The organism is uncultured Veillonella sp. (genome assembly GCF_963534045.1).
Lineage (GTDB): Bacteria > Bacillota > Negativicutes > Veillonellales > Veillonellaceae > Veillonella.
This window is the reverse complement of sequence record NZ_CAUSQT010000031.1, coordinates 1-18,328: the sequence shown is the minus strand read 5'-3', so window position 1 is coordinate 18,328 and position 18,328 is coordinate 1. Positions and strand designations below refer to the sequence as shown.

Below are 18,328 nucleotides of genomic sequence, written 5' to 3'. Positions count from 1 at the left end.
GTTCTATCATATAGTAAATAACATGGCTTTTGTAATTTCCATGTTACAAATGCTGTCATCAATTCGGTACAAGCCGTTTGCTTCGATCCAAAACCACCGCCAATGCGAGGTTTAATAACGCGGATTTTAGATGCAGGAATTCCTAGTGCTCGTGCAATATGACGGCGCACATGGAACACGATTTGCGTAGAGCTAACGATGACAATACGTCCTAAATGATCGATATAGCCAAAGCTTTGGAATGGTTCCATTGCAGATTGACGCGTAGCTTGGTCGAAATATGTGCCTTCTACGACATAATCGCATTTAGCAAGTTCCCCTTCAATATCGCCAACGCGCTTATGGTAGGATACACAAATATTGCGTTTATAGTCTTGTCCTACTGGAATGTGATTGAGAATATCATCTTCTGGATGAACTACTGTTTCATGGTCCATAGCCGTGCGTAAATCAAGCACCGGTTTTTGCACCTCGTATTCAACCTTAATGAGAGGCATCGCCTTCAATGCAGTAGCTTCATCTTTAGCCACGACGAGGGCCACTTCATCACCTACATAGCGAACTACAGAATCGAGAATCAACGCATCATAGGCAGATGGCTCTGGATAGGTTTGACCTGCTAAAGTAAAACGCGTGTTCGGTACATCTTCATAGGTAAAAATAGCCTCTACACCAGGGATTAATTTAGCTTTAGATGTGTCAATAGATTTAATTTTAGCCTGTGCATGGGGACTACGCAACACCTTAATAATGAGGGCATCTTTTGGCACAAAATCGCCTGTATAAGAAGGTTTACCACTGAGTATGCCCTTGGCATCGACTTTATCATAAGACTTACCAATGTGCTTCATTATAAACCTCCTTGTAGATATTTACGGACGCCACGAAGCTGTGATTCATAACCGGTACAGCGACAGAGATTACCAATCAAATATTCGCGAATTTCATCATCACTGGCATTAGGATTTCTACGCTTTAATGCGATGGCACTCATCATCATACCGGTAGTACAGAAACCACATTGGTCTGCCCCTTCAGAAGCAAGACAATCTGCTAATAAAGATGCATCCTCTTCAAGACCTTCGAGGGTTGTGATGGAATGGCCTGGCGCACGGAATGTAGGATATGCGCAGGATAGCGTGATTTCATCGTCGACCCAAACAGTGCATAAACCACAGTTTGTCGTATCACAGCCACAGCGTACGCTATAATAACCTAAGTTGCGCAACGTAGTTAATAGCATTTCATCCGTTGGCACATTAACGGTTACATTCTTATTATTAATATTTAATACTAATTCCATTATTGTGCCACCTCCTTAACTAACCGGCGAACCATGGCTTTAGCCATCTCAATGCGATATTCCTTGGATGCATGAGAATTCTTTTGATATACTAATTCCTCTGATGCAACCCGTGCTGCCTCATCCAATGCATCTAATCCTTTTTCTGAAAGCAAAGCACTCGCTTTCTCTGCTAGTTGTGGCGCACCTGGACGGGTCCCGATATAGACTTCATAGGCTGTATCATCACGGCGAATAGAACCGGTTAAATATGGAAAATCGCCACGAGAAATGCGCAACGCCTCAACCGCAACAGGCACTTCGCGTTTTGGGATGCGAATTTCAACTAAAATATCGCGTTCCCGATAATTCATATAATCCTTCATGGACATACGACCACCTTTATAGGTTACGATGTCTGCATGAACAGCTAACAAGGCGGGAATAATATCAGAGAACCCAAATTTACTAGCCACGGAACCACCCATGGTAGCCATATTTCTAAATTGGACGCCTAAAATTTCCTTAATTCCACGCACTACGGCGCCACCACAAAATTGTTGTAACGGTTCAAACCGTTCTACATCACCTTGTGTCGCCATGGCACCAATAACAAATTCGTTATCTTCTTCACGAACATATCGTAAATCTAGTCCTGCCATATCGATTACTGCAGGCCATGTACGGCGACCCAATCGTAGCCAACACCCACCAGCAAGCATCGGTGCCGTCTTATTTTTTACGGCCATTTCATAGGCCTCTTCCACCGTCTTCGGTTGTAATACTTTCAAAAAGGCTAACATAATCTATCCTCACAATGGTATACTAAAAACAATCATTATCTTAAGCCATTTACTATTAGCAATGTTGCCATAAAACCTTTTATTTTTGCTTATATATAATTGTAACAACTATTACATCGTAAATCTATGACAAACAATATAAAATTACAAGAAGTTTGCAAACAATTACATATACCGGTAGTGGGTACCACATCGTGGCCACTTCCTCGAGAAGCGCGCGAAATTTTACGGGAATCCAATCCATGTCCCTTTACAGCCGCTGACCTAGAGGAACGATTGATTGGCACATCTGAGTTTATGCCACGCAGTGCCATCGTATGTCTATTTCCCTATCATGTAGCATATGAAGGACCTACAAATCTATCCCGTTACACCTGGGCCACTGATTACCATCTAGTGGTGACAGACTATTTGCAACGTCTCGTAGATGAATTAAAAACGAACGCCCCAGATGCATTTTTCTCTATCCATTGCGATACGAGTCCCTTGGCTGATCGTTACATGGCCTATTTAGCAGGCCTTGGATTCTATGGAAAAAATAAATGCTTTATCAATCCAACTTGGGGTTCTTATATCGTCATCGGTACCGTGCTCACCACATTAGAGTTCGAGCCCAATACGCCTATGACCGATACGTGTGTGGGCTGTAATCGCTGTATCTCATCATGTCTTGGCCAATGTTTGAACGATGATGAATTCAATTACGCCACCTGTAAAAGCTATTTAACGCAAAAAAAAGGTGATCTCACCGACGACGAACAATCCATCATCAAGAAATCACCCTTAGTATTCGGTTGTGATGTGTGCCAAGAGGTTTGCCCCCATAATAAAGACTTACCTACAACACCTATTATTGAATTTCAATCTATCGAACCCTATGTGGATATTCCCGAATTAGAATCGATGACAAACAAGGAATTCAAAGCCAAATATGGCCATCGAGCCTTCTCATGGCGCGGCAAAAAAATATTGATACGCAATCAGAAATATATCAACAAACCTTAATACCACATACTATATTTTGTAGTAGTTTAGTTTATCCAAGGATTCACTCAAGGCCGGTACATATTCTTTGATAAACATATCTACCTCTGGCATATTAAGAGCTTTCAATTTAGCCAAAATCGTATCGTGAGCCTCCTTGAATTCATCATTGCCCGCATGTAACTCATTGACGCATTTCATATAGGCAGACAAGGTATCGGCAGCTTTCACAATCGGCCATTCTGGCAATGTTTCAGCATCCACAATATATGGTTTATAAACGGATTGCAATCGTTCCGGCAATGTACTTAGCATTTTTTCTTGCGCTAAGGTTTCTACCTCACCATACAAGGAACGAAGCTTAGGATCAAAGTATTTAATAGGCGTCGGCATGTCCCCTGTAAAGATTTCACTCACCTCATGGTACATGGCAATGACGGCCACCTTGTTAATATCTAAATTTCCACCGAAATATTCATTTTTAAGAGCCGCCAAATTATGGGCTACCATAGCTACCTCAAGGCTGTGTTCTTGAATATTTTCTGTTTCCGTATTGCGCATCAAGCTCCAACGGTTAATAAAGCGCATCCGTTTTAAAAAAGCAAAAAATGAACTCATACATATCCCCCTTACAATGAAGGTCCCACCAGAAGGTAGGACCTTTTATAGTATGTATAACTAAATAGTTATGATATCAAATGACACCACGTAATTTAAAGCCATAGTCTAGAAACTGAACGGCCTCATTCCAACGGTTGTCATCATTGAGCATCACCACAATCATAGTGTGCCCATTTCGCGTAGCCGATGCGATTAAACATTCACCAGCCGCATTTGTAAAGCCCGTCTTTAAGCCATTAGCACCAGGATATTTATTACGGATAAAATGGTTTGTAGTGCGAATCGTTTCAGGCGCACGGTTTTGATAAGGCACCTTATAGTAATCATTGGCCACCTTGTCGCGGAACATTTGATATTTCATCCCATAAGCTGCAATCAAAGCCAAATCTCGTGCCGTTGAATGATGACCCATTTGGGTCAATCCATGAGGGTTGAGGAATACGCTGTTTTTAGCCCCTGCCTTAGCAGCTATGCGATTCATATCCTTCGCAAAATTTTCTACAGACCCACTTACGTTCTCTGCCACCACTACAGCCGCATCATTACCAGATGCTACCATCATACCTTCAAGAACACCTTCCAAGGTGATTTGGTCGCCCACATGTACACCAAGATTAGATTCCTCCATGCTAGTTGCATAAGGACTAATCGTTGCTAACTCATCTAATTGTGTTCCTTTTAACTCAAGTGCTGTTAATAAGGTTACCATTTTCGTTGTACTTGCCGGATGCATCCATTTATCGGGATTCTTGGCAAATAAAATCTCCTTATTATCTGCATCAATGAGTACCACGGCTTCACCAATGGTAGATGGTGGCGTAGGTGCAGCACCATGAGCAACAGTACCTAAGAGCATGGCACCTATGAAAGCTAACGCCAATATAAAACGTTGCCATACTAAGTGCCTATACATTATTAAATCTCTCATATCAATCTCTTTCTACATATTATTAACTTGTAAATTCATGATTTATCAGATTTCTTGATTCGTGGTAGTTACTTTTTTCTTAGTTCCTTTAATTTCACCTGTAGAAGTATCTGCGTTTTGTATATATACAACACGTTGTGGATATGGAATATCTATACCATGCTTATCAAAAGCATCTTTTACATCGGACATAATACTATATCGAACATCAAGAAACTGACTCGTTTTAACTTCTGCAAACGCAGAAATACGCACAGAGTTATCACCAAATTCAGAAATACCAATCTCCATATATTTAGCATTTAGAATACGTTTATCCTTGGCAAAAACGGTCTTTAATATCTTAATTGCTTCATGATGATCATTGTTATAGCCAATATCAAAAACAAACGGAATCATTCGTTCAGTCATATAGGAATAATTCGTTACTGATTGAGATGTAAGAATCGAATTTGGTATGTACACCCGTTTCTGATCCTTTGTAGTGATAATAGTATTCATAAACTGTATGGATGTAACGCTCCCTATAATGTCCCCAACCTCAATATAGTGTCCAGCACGAAATGGTTTGAATATTAAAATCAATAATCCTGATGCTAAGTTCGCTAGATTATTTTGTAATGCTAAGCCAATACCTAAACCAAAAGCACCGAAAGCTGCTACAAAGGATGTTGTAGGAACACCAACTTGATTAAGACAGACTAATAATAAACCTACAAGCAATACATAATTAATAATTTGAGATACAAAGCCCATTGCGGCAGTATCATAGTTGGCCCGTGTCATAACACGAACAGCAACGTTTTTAATCCACCGAATAATATAGCGGCCTACAAAAAATATAATAAGAGCAAGCAAAATATTGCCGGCTTGGCTAAAAAACCATTCTCTTAATTTTAACAATACATTGGCATCTTTAAATAACAGCTCTGATGCGGTTGCTAAGAATTCGTACATGTATACCCCCACAATGCTTAAGGTGACTTACTCAAATCTATGGTAAACATATGATATAATTTCACATGTAAATATTATGTATTATAAACAACTTATATGAAGATAATAAAATATTACCTTTTATTATAGCTTTATATTCTATATCTAACAATGATAAACTAGGGAGTCCTATATGTCTAATAATCCATACACAGCGCCAGATGAATTAATAACGGGCGGTCATGTCACTAAAGAATGCAACTCTGTAACCGTACTCTTTGACGACATTCACTATTCCTTGAGCAGCGGTCAACTAAATGGAGGCTTTCACCATACATTAGGTGTACGCAATCAACAATTAACCTACCATATTGAAACAGAAAAAGATCTACCAGGTGGCTCTGTAGCAAACTATTTAGCTCAAGAATTTGAGCATATCGATGTGCCTGTACATTTCAGCACTGCACTGTTAACCTCTGCTACACCATCACTTCATGCGTACACAATGGTACAAGAAAGTGATACAATCGTTGAAACCATTGTCACCGGTGGTTACAAGAAAACGGCCCATCGTGCAGGTACAGGTTATTGTTATGAAGAAAAAAATGGTGAATTCCACACTCCTGGCACAATTAATATCCTCGTATTTACCAACAAGGCCTTAACAGATAGCGCGATGGTGAAAGCCATCATGACGATTACTGAGGCTAAAACAGCAGCATTACAAGATTGGAAGGTGGAAAGTACCAAGGACTTTCCCAAATACAATACACATATAGTTCACAGTTTAGCAAAAGAAACGAATACCTCCGCTACTGGAACTGCTACAGATGGCATCATCTTAACTATCAATACAAATGGCGATGTATTAACTGATGCAGGATCCTATTCCCTATTCGGCGACACATTAGCCAAAGCTGTATACCTAGGTGTACAACGAGCATTAGAAAATGCCATCGGTACCGAATGATTTATACAAGCAAAAGGCCCTTTGTGAATAATCACAAAGGGTCTTTTTATATCTGTCTCATCCGCATACAATTGCTTGTAAGGGTTAGTATTCTTTAAAGATTCGTTCCAAATCCTTGCAAGTGCGTTCCTTTTGTAAGGCCAACATCAACAAGATACGAGCCTTTTGAGGTGATAAGCTATCACATACAAAATAGCCTGCCTCCACATCTTGGGGAACCTTAGATACTATACCACTCCCCGTTCTGGATGCGCGTACAACAGGTATTGGTAAATTGGATGTTACCTTGCGGATAGGTTCTGGTATCGTACCATGGCCTAAGCCAGCTAAGATCAAACCCGATGGGTTCGTTGCCACTATGGCAAGCCCCATAATTTCTTCGATACCTGCATAACAGGTTAAGATTTCAACACGTGGTAAGTCATCGTCCTCTGGCAAGCCAAACTCAGATTCCATCGTATGCTTACGCAACGGACACATATAGTATTGGGCTATACCATCTTGTACAATACCAAGATGACCTGCATTAGGACTACCAAAGGTTGCCACGTTAGTTGTATTCATTTTCGTTACATCACGAGCACCATCAATATAGCCATTCATAACTACCAATACGCCCTTATTATATGATTCTGGTGTTCGAGCTACTTGTATAGCTTGCAATAAATTAATAGGGCCATCGGCACTGACAGCTCCTGCTGGACGCATCGAACCAGTTATGACGATAGGCTTATCAGTATGGACAGTAAGATGCAAAAAGTACGCGGTTTCCTCCATACTATCCGTGCCATGTGTAATAACAACACCCGCAATATCATCATTATCCACACATTTTTGTACTAATTTTGATAGACGGACCCATTGAAATAGCGTTATATCTGAACTTTCAATATTACAAAATTGATTGCACACAAAAGGTCCATAATCTCTAACGCCAGGTACAGAGGATATAATTTCTTCTAAGGGCAATACACCTGCTGTATACCCCGTCAAATCAGTATCCGAAGCACCTTGTCCCGCAATGGTACCACCAGTACCAATGATTGCAATTTTCTTAGTCATCTTATCCTCCTATAGGTATCATAATGTAGAAGGTTTAAAGGAAGGCATTAATTCAAGTTTATGCCGATTAATTCGTTGTAGATAATCAATGCGCTCCTTCGTTTGTATATCTTCAATTTCTCCGGTTCGAATATATCGATCAAGAACGGCATAGGTAAATCCTAGTTTATCCTCGTCAGATTGACCACTGAGCCCATCACTAGGCGTTTTGTCTACTAAATGACGCGGAATATCCAAAAGGCGTCCAATTTGACGCACCTCTTCAACCACGAGATTCGCCAATGGACTAAAGTCACCTGCTGCATCGCCAAACTTGGTAGAGTAGCCCACATAGTCTTCAGATCCATTACAGGTATTAGCAACACGTGCACCATGTGGCAAATTTTGACCTACCGCATATAATGTGGCCATCCGCAATCGGGGCGGCGTATTGATTTCTGCATCTCGCGCTAAATCTGTACGGCCCGTTACATTGGAAAAACCCTCGCCTTGTACAATGGCCTCCGTTAATGCACGATAGGCATTACCAATATTCACAATCATATAGGGGATACCAAGATGCGCCACCACCTCTTTTGCATCATCTATATCGGATTGTACATCATTTGGCATAAGGACGCCTACAACGCGTTCTGCACCAAGCGCCTCCTTACAAAGGGCTGCTACCACGCTAGAATCCTTACCGCCCGAAATGCCGACTACAGCGGAACATGCAGGTCCATTTTGTTCAAAATAGTCCCGAATCCACGCCACTAATTCCTCTTTTGTTCGTTCTGGATGTGTAAGCATAGGCCCTCCTATTTTTTACGACCAATACGATTCAATAAGTCCATCTTCATATGATAATAGTCAGGGCTCATATCTAGATAGTGACGATGTGGATTTTCAAAGCGTTGTTCTTCCGGCCAAATCTCATGAGCCAATTGTTCTTGTACATAGGCGCGTATCGATTCCAATGTTGGGGATGGTACGATTTGCTCGCCCCCTTTAATCATGAGTTCCTGCATATTTTTAAATGTACAGTTTTCATAATACAATTCTCTCCACGGTTTTTCTGGATCGATATAACGATATGGTTTATCTGTGGATGGCACTTCGCCAGGTAATGTCAATAGTTCAGCAATAGCGCGACCATCTTCATTATAAACGCGATATACCTGTTTCAATCCAGGATTGGTAATCTTTTCCACAGACTCAGAAATCTTAATGCGAGATTCCCATACGCCGCCTTTTTCAACGCCTGCAATCTTGTATACAGCGCCGAATACAGGATCCGTTTTCGACGTAATCAATCGTTCCCCTACGCCAAAGATATCAATAGGGCCACCTTGATTTAATAAGGATGAAATCGTATATTCATCAAGGCTATTAGATGCCATGATCTTGCAATCGTTCATCCCCGCATCATCGAGCATATGACGCGCTTGCTTAGCTAAATATGCTAAGTCACCAGAATCGAGGCGGATGCCTTTTAATCGATGACCATTCGGCTCTAAAAGATCCTTGGCAACCTTAATAGCATTTGGTACACCCGATTCTAATACATTATAGGTATCCACCAAGAACACAGCGCTGTCCGGATACACTTCAGCATAGGACTTGAACGCTTCATATTCAGAATCGTGGTACATAACCCAACTATGTGCCATGGTACCATTTACGGGAATCCCAAATTGTTGTCCCGCTAGAACTGTGGCAGTCCCATTGACACCGCCTATGAAAGCCGCCCGCGCACCATATACAGCAGCATCTACATTGTGAGCGCGACGAGCCCCAAAATCGGATACAATGCGCCCATCGGCGGCGCGCACGATGCGGTTCGCCTTTGTAGCAATAAGCGATTGATGATTAATCATGGTAAGCACTGCTGTTTCCACAATTTGTGCGTCGATAAGAGGTGCTACGATGGTCATAATCGGCTCATTAGGATATACGATGGTACCTTCTTTGAAGGCATATACATCACCGGTAAATTTGAAGTTGCGCAAATACTCTAAAAATTCATCACTAAATAAGTGCAATGATTTAAAATACGCTATATCCTCCTCATCGAAATGAAGATTCAAAATGTATTCTAAAACTTGTTCCAATCCGCCAAAGATAGCAAATCCGCCTTTGTCCGGATTGCGACGGTAAAATACGTCAAAGGCAACGCGGTCTGTATTGTCTTGTTTCGTAAAGTACCCATGAGCCATGGTCATCTCATAGAGATCCATAAGCATACTAATGTTGCGACGTTCATGTTGCATACTTTCACCATCCTATATAAATAAAAGGTATATAATACAGCGCGTTCGTTATACATTACGCATGATACTATTATAAACTATATACATCGTCTTTTCTATTCATAGTACATGTGATATAACTATATTATAGATAATAATTACTTATTAACTAATGAATAAACATGAATAATCTCATAGCAACTAAGATAATTAGAATTATATGGGATATATTTTCAGAATGAGAGGTGCCAAATGGACGCAATCGTTCAAGCAAAACGCGTATTAGAAATATTTAAAGAAATGAGCCAAATCCCACGTGGATCTGGCAATGAAAAGGGCATTAGCGATTACATTGTCAATTTTGCTCACAATTTAGGTCTCGAAGCTACACAAGATAGCGAATGGAATGTAGTCATCAAAAAACCAGCTACACCAGGCTATGAAAATCGTCCATCCGTTATCCTTCAAGGTCATATCGATATGGTATGCGTAAAAGGTCATGATTCCAACCATGATTTTACAAAAGATCCAATCGCCAACATCATCGAAGGCGAATGGATGCACGCCGATGACACTACATTGGGTGCAGATAATGGCATAGGCGGCGCTATGATTTTAGCAGTCCTAGAAGATAAGAACCAACAACATGGTCCACTACAAGTATTGTTCACAACTAACGAAGAAACAGGTATGGATGGTGCTGCAGCGGTAAAAGAAGGTCAAGTAACAGGTGACTATCTAATCAACTTAGACACTGAAGTGGAACATGAGTTCTGCGTGAGCTGCGCTGGCGGCTGCCACGTTAATGTATCTATCCCACTATTGCGCGAAAATAATCTACCTGGTTATGATGCAGGGCTTTCACTAACTGTAAAAGGTTTAAAGGGTGGTCATTCCGGTATCGAAATCATCGAACAACGAGCTAATGCAAACCAAGTACTTGCTCGCGTTCTTTATGATTTAGAAAAACAATATTCCTTTAATCTAGCTTCTTTCGTAGGTGGCGTTAAACATAATGCGATTCCATCTAAAGCGGTTGCAACCATGTCTGTACGCAACGAGGATATAGAAGCGATTAAGACCCTTATCAAATTCTACGAAAAAGAATACAAACATGAATTTGCAATCAAAGATCCTGATTTAACATTCGTAGTGGAAGAAATTCCTACACCGGCAACAGTGTATGCTGATGATACGGCAGAAGCCTTAATTTCCTACCTCTATCTTGCAGAAGATGGGGTTCACTCTATGAGCCAAACCATCGAAGGGCTTGTAGAAACATCAGATAATCTCGCTATTGTTTCTGAAGGCACACATACGATAGACATCCTCGTATCAGTTCGTAGCTCTAATAAAAACAGCTTAGAATACTTAACTAAAAAATTATTACTCCTTGCTGATACATTAGGCGTTTCTGCTACCCGCAGCGGCGGTTATCCTGCATGGGAATACGATAAAGGCTCTAAACTAGAAGAACAAGTTATCGCACTTTACAATACTATGTCCGACACCCCTGCCCGCGTGAATGCAGTCCATGCAGGCCTAGAATGTGGCTTATTAAAGAATGTTTTACCAAATACTGAAATGATCAGCTTTGGTCCAACAATCATTAGCCCACATACAAATACGGAACGCGTACATCTACCTTCTGTAGAACATGTATATGTATTCCTTAAAGCATTACTAGAAAAATTACAATAATTTTTCAAAGTTTTACATAATAATATTTATTCAAATAAGCGTATGTACTCATATATATCCTATGAGGCATACGCTTTTTTGTAAAATCAACGTTATAAATATATAAACATGTTCACATATACTCATATTAGTATAATATTATCAATTTTTCTTATAACTCGCTTATTACTTAACTTTGTAAACTATTGTTTATACCCTTATGGGTATTTTTATATGTTATGTAAGAGTAGTATACTATGTTTACATTTACAAGGGAGGCGTATTATGATACCAATTACGATCATATCCGGATTCTTAGGAGCCGGAAAAACAACGTATTTACAGCATATATTAAACTGTGGTAACACAAATGAACGTATATTAATTATAGAAAATGATTTTGGTGAAACCAGTCTCGATGCAAAACAATTATCTACATCGGGCGCAACTGTACGCGAAGTAACCTCCGGTTGTATTTGCTGCAGTCTGCAAGGCAACTTTAAAAATGCCTTAATCGATATTCTATCTACGCAAGATATCGATCAAATCTATATAGAGCCATCTGGTGTTAGTAAATTAAGTGAAATTTTATATACTTGTGATGATGACGATATCACCAGTAAAGCCTATGTCAGCATGATTATAACGGTCGTAGATGCCATGCAGGCACCTATGGCAATTAAGAACTTTGGCCCCTTCTTTAAGGACCAAATCAAACACTGTTATGCCATTCTACTTACTCATGTAGAGGATGAAAAACAGGTTGAAAAAACAAAACAACTCATCATTGAATTAGCACCACATACGCCAATATATACCGATGTAGATGCACTTCAACAGGATATAAACCAACTAAAATCTAATACTCATAAGGCACATGAACATGATTCCGAAACCTGCAGTTGCCATACATGTAACGACAGTGAGGATTACAACGGTGCTCACCATGATAATCACAGTCATCATGACCATGATGTCCACCATCACGAGCACCAACCATTTGTGACCCATACATTCCATAATCTACAATCCCTCGATGATACACAATGGATTGATTTTTGTAATAATTTACCATCTACAATACTACGGATTAAAGGTATTATTCCTACCGCATCAGGCCCTATGGAATTACAATACACACCGCAATCCTGTGCTATAACAGCTACACACTTAAATGACTATCACCTAGTTGTTATTGGCACCGAAATAGATATTCCATCTATAAACGAGAAAGTGTGCAGTGCATCATGATTCCTGTATATGTCGTAACAGGCTTATTAGGGTCTGGCAAAACCACCCTAATCAATCTAGAGCTACGAGAACGAAAAAAACTAGGTTCTACAGAAATCATCAGCTTTGAAACAGGTAATACAGAGTTTATAAAAAGTCCTTTATCCATTGAGCCAGATGATATAGAAGAAAACCTATCTCATGTGGTGCAACAAATACAGGATTATATTTCTACAACAACACCGAAAGAAATATGGATTGAATGGAATGGCATGTTTTCATTTCAACAGTTAGAACTCATCTTCTTCAATTCAATTCTAAAAGAATTCTGTCATCTAGAACGCGTCATCTACACAGCAAAGAGCAACAGTATAACATCTATGATACAGGCACTAGGGGATAGAGTCGTATCGCAACTATACAGCGCCGATTATATTATGTTATATGCGAATGATACGACACAAATCAAAGCAGTAAAGAAACTCTTACAGTCCTATAATCCCGAATGTTCCCTTTTGGTCAATCCTACTGAAAAGGACATTCACAATAGACTCTCTCAACCGATATGGCCATGGTCATTGTACGGTATTGTGGCTATATTGACATTATATATATTACTGGTCACTGTATTCCGTCATAGTATTTCCTATTCCATCCATCAAGTCCTAGCCATTGCATCAGGCATCATATTTGAAGGGATACCGTTTTTATTGTTAGGAACCATCATTTCTTCTGCTATCACACTATTGGTACCGGATCGTTGGCTAATGCGTTATCTGAAAGCAGACTCTATTAAAAGCTATGGCATCGCCATTGGTAGCGGTCTTGTATTACCTATCTGCGATTGTGCTACTATTCCCATGTTTAATGCATTATTAAAGCGTGGTATCCCTCAACATATAGGACTATTGTTTATGCTCGCAAGTCCTATTATGAACCCCATCGCATTATTAGCAACCTATTATGCATTTCCAGATACGCCACAAATAATACTAGCTCGCATAATTGGTGGTATATTAATCGCATGTATGGTGGCCCTCACATTTAAATGGAAACCACACAAATTATCTACCATCACTAACAATTTACCTCAGCCAAAAGATTATCAGTATGGTTCATCAAATCAAGAAGGCAATAAAAAGAAAATCTTTCTGTTACATGTAGAGCGTGAATTCAGTCAATTACTTATTTACTTCTCTGCAGCAGCTTTCACATTAGCCCTATTCCAAGTATGGATAAAACCTACCTTCTTCTCTGGTTCACTCGATGTAGCCACACCTATTGCTAATGCATTATTACTAGCTTTAGCGTTCCTCTTCTCCCTATGCTCTACATCAGATGCCATTATAGGCCGTTCGTTAAGCAATTTATTTCCTATATCAGCGGTTCTTGGTTTCCTATGGTTAGGCCCTATGATTGACATCAAAAATGTATACATGTTACGTCAGTATATCTCAACATCATTTATACTTCGTTTAGTTATTACTATTAGTATTATTACGTATATCATGACATTGCTATTTCAATTTTTATTTAATGTATAAGGAGAACAGTTTATGTTATCAGAACTACGAAACAAAGATATACTCAGTGTCATCAAGGGACTGCTATACACGGCATTAGGCATTAGTTTTTTATATCTACTCATCACGGGCCAATACAAATTATATGTGGCCCCTCGCTATGAATTATTTTTATTGTTAGCAGGTATAGCACTGTTATTGGGAGGTATTGTTTCAATCCTTTGGTCCCCTAATAAACAATACAAACATTATTGGCGCTCTATTACACCCATCATAATTCCTCTTGTATTATTTGTGGTGCCACCGATTTTATCTCCTAATTCTGTACAAGTAACAGGAAATACGGCTGCCACAGAAGATCGCAACGATTTTAATTTTTCTCAAGACGATATTGGCGAAGTGATTACCATCAATAACGAGGCTAAAGATCCTGGCATCTCCAAATCCAAGAAGGAAATCGTATTAAACTCAGATAATTATTATCGCACCATCGTTGCACTCGGTTCTAAACCAGAGGAATATGTAGGATACAAAATCTACATGACAGGCTATGTTAACCGAGACGACAATACATTAAAATCTAATGAGTTTACACTTTCACGTATGGCCATGGCATGCTGTATCGCAGACGTATCCCCTATCGGATTAACCATGCATAAGAATGATGGAGATTCTTATAGCAATAAACAATGGGTAACTGTAGAAGGCACCGTATCCACACGAGACTTTCACGGACGTAAGCAGCCATACATAGAAATCAACAAAACAAAAGATGCACAAGAAATCTTAGGATATGTATATCCATAGCATAGTAAAAGGGCTACCACCAATGTGATAGCCCTCTATTAATATTGTGTATATTTTATCGTAAATGGCCTATAATGCGTTTCCCCATCACCGCAGCTACAGCACATAAAAATACATCAGGTCCAACCGGGATCAAGAAACAAGACCAGATAACAGCCCACCAACCAATAGGTGTACCTAAATATACATTCATTATCATATATAAATATATCATGCCAAATCCATATACGATGAGCAAATTGATAATCGCACCAATGAGCAATGTCTTAACAGAATGTGTTGGTGAAAGCTCGCTAAAGCGGCCTACTACATAAGCGCCAACCATGAATCCAATCAAATAGCCGAATGTAGGTTGCAATACATAGCCAGGTCCACCACCAGATGTAAATACAGGTACGCCGATAAGCCCCAGTATAATATAAATACCTACGCTAATGGCCCCGAGACGGCTACCTAATATAATACCAGCTAATGTAGTAAATAAAATCTGCAGTGTAAATGGACAATTAGGAAGTGGCACACGGATAAATGCACCTGCTGTAATTAATGTTACAAATAAGGCTGTCATTGTCAACTCTCTTGTGCTGAGACGTTGATTTGAAATGGAACTCATGGTATACCTCCATAAATAGAATAAAAGAAACCTATCTAAACAAACTACATATCTATTCAAGGTTATTAAACCATTCCATTTCTCTTATGTCAACCATATAGCCATATATTAAGTTTACATTATGCAAAATATGCAAATTAAAAAGAGGATATCCATAATGTATGTCGAATATATAATGTATATACCTAAAAATAAGTATATAGTTTTATTTTTCATTTTATATTCATTTTATGATATTAAATTATGTATAAGTAGATTGAGTAAAATCTACTTGCACAATTGCTTTTGAGCAAAATCCTTTTATGGAGGTAATTAACATGAAAAAAGTAAATAATTTGTCTAAAGTATTATGTGCTCTTGGCGTAAGTACTGTATTGATTGCAGGCGTAGCATCTGCAGCATCTACTTACCCAGCTCCTAGCTCCTGGAATGGTGTTGGTAGCGTAGCGTCCCCAGTACAAAGTAGCGAAATCGACTACGTTGGCGCTGTTACTACATTACATCGCTACTATCCAGACGCAATGGTAACTTCTATTTCCTATGATGCAAAACATCATCCAACTTACGAAGTAGAAGCATATACTAAGACACAAAAAGTGGAAATGAAAATCGACGAAGCAACGGGTCAAGTTGTTTCCAACCAAGCAAAATCCATTAGTGCGTGGAACAAATTAAAGAAATCTAATAGCTTTAATCCACAAAACTCCATTACACCAGAATCCGCTGAAACAAAAGCTATCGAACGCGTAGGCAGCGATTTCCAAACAATGGAATGGGAATTGGAAATGGAAGGCAACAAACTTGTCTACAAACTAGACATGACTAACGGCGGCGACAAAAAAGCAGACGTTAAGATCGATGCTCTTTCCGGTAAAGTTCTCAGTGCTAAAGTAAAAACTACTAAATACTAAGCATAATCCATATATTATATAGATATACCTAACCACTATATAATATATCTCTCCAATTTCTTAACACACTCAAAAACTAAACACTCATAAAAACTATACACACATAAAACAAACCCTTTTAAACACACATATACACATATTAACAGCCCTTGAATCGTTGAATTCAAGGGCTGTTTCTTATATAAAATTTATACATCAACAACACGTTTTGTCCTATCCCCTTCAACAATGAATGCAAAACAAAAAGGCTGTACCAAATTATGTCACGACATCTTGGTACAGCCTCTTATTACAAGGTTTTCTTTTTATGTTCTATAGGTTTTTGGAGTTATGCTTTAAGGAGTTAAGAAGTTAAGGATTAAGCTTTATCCAATGCTTGGGAAAGATCATCGATAATATCATCAATATTTTCAAGACCAACAGACAAGCGGATCATATCTGGTGTTACGCCAGCAGATTTTTGTTGTTCTTCGTTAAGTTGAGCATGTGTTGTAGATGCAGGGTGAATAACAAGAGATTTAGCATCCGCCACATTAGCAAGGTTGGAGAAGATTTGCAATGCATCAACCAATTTAATGCCTGCTTCTTTGCCACCTTTTACACCGAATGTAAATACGGCACCTACCCCTTTAGGGAAGTATTTGTCAGCTAATGGTTTGTATTTGCTATCTGCAAGTTCTGGATAGTTAACCCAAGCAACTTTAGGATGTTTGCTCAAGAAATCCACTACTTTACGAGTATTTTCTACGTGACGTTCTACGCGCAAGGACAATGTTTCAATACCTTGCAAGATTTGCCAAGATGCTAGAGGCGTAATGCATGCACCTGTATCACGAAGCAATTGAGCACGGATTTTTACGGTGAAAGGAATTGGTAAATCGCCGTATACTAAACCATTGTAATGTTCGTCACCTTCAACGAAACTAGGATATTTGCCAGATGCTTTATAGTCGAATTTACCAGATTCCACAACTACACCAGCCAATGTTGTGCCATGGCCACCAAGATATTTAGTAGCAGAGTGAACTACTACGTCAGCACCGTGTTCCAATGGACGGAACAAGTATGGAGATGCAAATGTATTATCTACGATTAAGATAATATTATGTTTATGTGCAATATCAGCTACTGCTTGAACATCGATAAGATTAATGCCAGGGTTACCGATAGTTTCGATATATACAGCTTTAGTATTATCATCAATAGCTGCTTCAAACTCTTCCAAATTATCAGGATTAACAAATTTAGTGTGAATGCCTAAACGAGGTAATGTAGCAGTAAATAAGTTATATGTACCACCATACAATGTAGATGCTGCAACGATATTATCACCTGCGCTTGCTACATTCAAAATGGAGTATGTAATCGCTGCAGAACCAGATGCTACAGCAATACCACCAGCACCACCTTCAAGTTGAGCTACACGAGCATCTAATACGTCAGTAGTAGGATTGCCAAGGCGAGAATAAATGCCACCAGGATTAGTCAAGGCAAAACGGCCAGCTGCTTCCTCTGCATCTTTAAATACGAAAGATGTTGTTTGATAAATAGGTACTGCACGAGAACCAGTTGGATCCACCGTTTGACCTGCATGTAATTGTAATGTTTCAAATTTATATTGTTTGCTCATTAAATTCAACTCCCATTCATATAAAGGAATAAACTTCATTTCTTATGCCTATTATATTACTATGTATTAAAAAATATGTCTACCACTTTTTATAATACATTCTCCATAACTATAAGCTAT

The 18,328-nt window shown here is 39.2% G+C and carries 18 protein-coding genes; 7 read left to right on the top strand and 11 right to left on the bottom strand.

All coding sequences use genetic code 11. From position 1 onward, the window contains the following. The 3 genes from RYP29_RS06430 to RYP29_RS06420 form a co-directional block, all read right to left on the bottom strand. The coding region (locus tag RYP29_RS06430) for a molybdopterin cofactor-binding domain-containing protein (RefSeq protein WP_311532679.1) at nucleotides 1-851 on the bottom strand (851 nt) is incomplete at its 3' end. Then, nucleotides 851-1,303, bottom strand: coding sequence for a (2Fe-2S)-binding protein (locus RYP29_RS06425; protein WP_005379497.1), 453 nt, complete (start codon nucleotides 1,301-1,303; stop codon nucleotides 851-853). The genes RYP29_RS06425 and RYP29_RS06430, both read right to left, overlap by 1 nt. Next, a complete protein-coding gene (locus tag RYP29_RS06420) occupies nucleotides 1,303-2,085 on the bottom strand; it encodes an FAD binding domain-containing protein (protein WP_311532678.1) in 783 nt (260 codons plus the stop codon). The genes RYP29_RS06425 and RYP29_RS06420 overlap by 1 nt, the downstream gene beginning before the upstream one ends. Before the next feature lie 126 nt (nucleotides 2,086-2,211). Here RYP29_RS06420 and RYP29_RS06415 point away from each other — a divergent pair, with 126 nt between their 5' ends. Beyond that, nucleotides 2,212-3,090, top strand: a complete 879-nt coding sequence (locus RYP29_RS06415; protein WP_311532677.1) for a QueG-associated DUF1730 domain-containing protein — start codon at nucleotides 2,212-2,214, stop codon at nucleotides 3,088-3,090. A 9-nt stretch (nucleotides 3,091-3,099) separates the two neighbouring features. Here the strand turns inward: RYP29_RS06415 and yfbR are convergent, their stop codons facing one another. From yfbR to RYP29_RS06400, 3 genes are all read right to left on the bottom strand, one after another. Further along, entirely contained in the window at nucleotides 3,100-3,687 is a 588-nt protein-coding gene (gene yfbR, locus RYP29_RS06410) for a 5'-deoxynucleotidase (RefSeq protein WP_105083469.1), read from the bottom strand. 76 nt (nucleotides 3,688-3,763) lie between these two features. Then, nucleotides 3,764-4,618, bottom strand: coding sequence for a D-alanyl-D-alanine carboxypeptidase family protein (locus RYP29_RS06405; RefSeq protein WP_118353479.1), 855 nt, complete (start codon nucleotides 4,616-4,618; stop codon nucleotides 3,764-3,766). Nucleotides 4,619-4,663: 45 nt separating this feature from the next. Further along, the gene (locus tag RYP29_RS06400; RefSeq protein ID WP_009661757.1) at nucleotides 4,664-5,575 is read right to left on the bottom strand and encodes a mechanosensitive ion channel family protein; all 912 of its coding nucleotides are present in this window, start codon (nucleotides 5,573-5,575) and stop codon (nucleotides 4,664-4,666) included. 172 nt (nucleotides 5,576-5,747) lie between these two features. On the opposite strand from RYP29_RS06400, the gene RYP29_RS06395 reads away from it, so the two are divergent. Further along, complete coding sequence (locus RYP29_RS06395; protein ID WP_311532676.1) at nucleotides 5,748-6,524, top strand: adenosylcobinamide amidohydrolase; 777 nt, start codon at nucleotides 5,748-5,750, stop codon at nucleotides 6,522-6,524. 84 nt (nucleotides 6,525-6,608) lie between these two features. Here RYP29_RS06395 and RYP29_RS06390 read toward each other — a convergent pair whose 3' ends face one another. Genes RYP29_RS06390 through RYP29_RS06380 form a run of 3 tightly spaced genes read right to left on the bottom strand, consistent with a single transcriptional unit; the run spans nucleotide 6,609 to nucleotide 9,835 of the window. Then, the gene (locus RYP29_RS06390; RefSeq protein WP_311532675.1) at nucleotides 6,609-7,586 is read right to left on the bottom strand and encodes an asparaginase; all 978 of its coding nucleotides are present in this window, start codon (nucleotides 7,584-7,586) and stop codon (nucleotides 6,609-6,611) included. 18 nt (nucleotides 7,587-7,604) lie between these two features. Then, nucleotides 7,605-8,375, bottom strand: a complete 771-nt coding sequence (nadE, locus tag RYP29_RS06385) for an NAD(+) synthase (protein WP_156930948.1) — start codon at nucleotides 8,373-8,375, stop codon at nucleotides 7,605-7,607. An 8-nt stretch (nucleotides 8,376-8,383) separates the two neighbouring features. Then, nucleotides 8,384-9,835, bottom strand: coding sequence for a nicotinate phosphoribosyltransferase (locus RYP29_RS06380; protein ID WP_311532674.1), 1,452 nt, complete (start codon nucleotides 9,833-9,835; stop codon nucleotides 8,384-8,386). Nucleotides 9,836-10,066: 231 nt separating this feature from the next. Between RYP29_RS06380 and RYP29_RS06375 the strand changes: the two genes are divergently transcribed. The 4 genes from RYP29_RS06375 to RYP29_RS06360 all read left to right on the top strand — a co-directional run bounded on the left by RYP29_RS06375 (nucleotide 10,067) and on the right by RYP29_RS06360 (nucleotide 15,054). Then, nucleotides 10,067-11,515 (top strand): aminoacyl-histidine dipeptidase, encoded by a 1,449-nt coding sequence (locus tag RYP29_RS06375; RefSeq protein ID WP_311532673.1) that lies wholly within the window; start codon nucleotides 10,067-10,069, stop codon nucleotides 11,513-11,515. Between the two features lie 264 nt (nucleotides 11,516-11,779). Next, nucleotides 11,780-12,745, top strand: a complete 966-nt coding sequence (locus RYP29_RS06370; protein ID WP_311532672.1) for a GTP-binding protein — start codon at nucleotides 11,780-11,782, stop codon at nucleotides 12,743-12,745. Next, on the top strand, nucleotides 12,730-14,268 hold the full coding sequence (locus tag RYP29_RS06365; RefSeq protein ID WP_244167446.1) for a permease: 1,539 nt from the start codon (nucleotides 12,730-12,732) through the stop codon (nucleotides 14,266-14,268). The genes RYP29_RS06370 and RYP29_RS06365 overlap by 16 nt, the downstream gene beginning before the upstream one ends. Before the next feature lie 12 nt (nucleotides 14,269-14,280). Continuing rightward, the gene (locus RYP29_RS06360) at nucleotides 14,281-15,054 is read left to right on the top strand and encodes a TIGR03943 family putative permease subunit (protein ID WP_311532671.1); all 774 of its coding nucleotides are present in this window, start codon (nucleotides 14,281-14,283) and stop codon (nucleotides 15,052-15,054) included. A gap of 55 nt (nucleotides 15,055-15,109) precedes the next feature. Here RYP29_RS06360 and RYP29_RS06355 read toward each other — a convergent pair whose 3' ends face one another. Then, a complete protein-coding gene (locus tag RYP29_RS06355) occupies nucleotides 15,110-15,667 on the bottom strand; it encodes a biotin transporter BioY (RefSeq protein ID WP_311532670.1) in 558 nt (185 codons plus the stop codon). 317 nt (nucleotides 15,668-15,984) lie between these two features. On the opposite strand from RYP29_RS06355, the gene RYP29_RS06350 reads away from it, so the two are divergent. Further along, complete coding sequence (locus tag RYP29_RS06350; RefSeq protein ID WP_311532669.1) at nucleotides 15,985-16,578, top strand: PepSY domain-containing protein; 594 nt, start codon at nucleotides 15,985-15,987, stop codon at nucleotides 16,576-16,578. A gap of 358 nt (nucleotides 16,579-16,936) precedes the next feature. Here the strand turns inward: RYP29_RS06350 and RYP29_RS06345 are convergent, their stop codons facing one another. Further along, on the bottom strand, nucleotides 16,937-18,208 hold the full coding sequence (locus RYP29_RS06345) for an O-acetylhomoserine aminocarboxypropyltransferase/cysteine synthase family protein (protein ID WP_205095962.1): 1,272 nt from the start codon (nucleotides 18,206-18,208) through the stop codon (nucleotides 16,937-16,939). Nucleotides 18,209-18,328 lie beyond the last annotated feature (120 nt).

What these genes read in the sequence shown, in the direction of transcription:
- RYP29_RS06375 (WP_311532673.1), top strand. Translation starts at nt 10,067, where the DNA reads ATGGACGCAATCGTTCAAGCAAAACGCGTATTAGAAATATTTAAAGAA.
- RYP29_RS06395 (WP_311532676.1), top strand. Translation starts at nt 5,748, where the DNA reads ATGTCTAATAATCCATACACAGCGCCAGATGAATTAATAACGGGCGGT.
- nadE (WP_156930948.1), bottom strand. Translation starts at nt 8,375, where the DNA reads ATGCTTACACATCCAGAACGAACAAAAGAGGAATTAGTGGCGTGGATT.
- RYP29_RS06345 (WP_205095962.1), bottom strand. Translation starts at nt 18,208, where the DNA reads ATGAGCAAACAATATAAATTTGAAACATTACAATTACATGCAGGTCAA.
- RYP29_RS06425 (WP_005379497.1), bottom strand. Translation starts at nt 1,303, where the DNA reads ATGGAATTAGTATTAAATATTAATAATAAGAATGTAACCGTTAATGTG.
- RYP29_RS06355 (WP_311532670.1), bottom strand. Translation starts at nt 15,667, where the DNA reads ATGAGTTCCATTTCAAATCAACGTCTCAGCACAAGAGAGTTGACAATG.
- RYP29_RS06360 (WP_311532671.1), top strand. Translation starts at nt 14,281, where the DNA reads ATGTTATCAGAACTACGAAACAAAGATATACTCAGTGTCATCAAGGGA.
- RYP29_RS06390 (WP_311532675.1), bottom strand. Translation starts at nt 7,586, where the DNA reads ATGACTAAGAAAATTGCAATCATTGGTACTGGTGGTACCATTGCGGGA.
- RYP29_RS06380 (WP_311532674.1), bottom strand. Translation starts at nt 9,835, where the DNA reads ATGCAACATGAACGTCGCAACATTAGTATGCTTATGGATCTCTATGAG.
- yfbR (WP_105083469.1), bottom strand. Translation starts at nt 3,687, where the DNA reads ATGAGTTCATTTTTTGCTTTTTTAAAACGGATGCGCTTTATTAACCGT.
- RYP29_RS06405 (WP_118353479.1), bottom strand. Translation starts at nt 4,618, where the DNA reads ATGAGAGATTTAATAATGTATAGGCACTTAGTATGGCAACGTTTTATA.
- RYP29_RS06370 (WP_311532672.1), top strand. Translation starts at nt 11,780, where the DNA reads ATGATACCAATTACGATCATATCCGGATTCTTAGGAGCCGGAAAAACA.
- RYP29_RS06400 (WP_009661757.1), bottom strand. Translation starts at nt 5,575, where the DNA reads ATGTACGAATTCTTAGCAACCGCATCAGAGCTGTTATTTAAAGATGCC.
- RYP29_RS06415 (WP_311532677.1), top strand. Translation starts at nt 2,212, where the DNA reads ATGACAAACAATATAAAATTACAAGAAGTTTGCAAACAATTACATATA.
- RYP29_RS06420 (WP_311532678.1), bottom strand. Translation starts at nt 2,085, where the DNA reads ATGTTAGCCTTTTTGAAAGTATTACAACCGAAGACGGTGGAAGAGGCC.
- RYP29_RS06350 (WP_311532669.1), top strand. Translation starts at nt 15,985, where the DNA reads ATGAAAAAAGTAAATAATTTGTCTAAAGTATTATGTGCTCTTGGCGTA.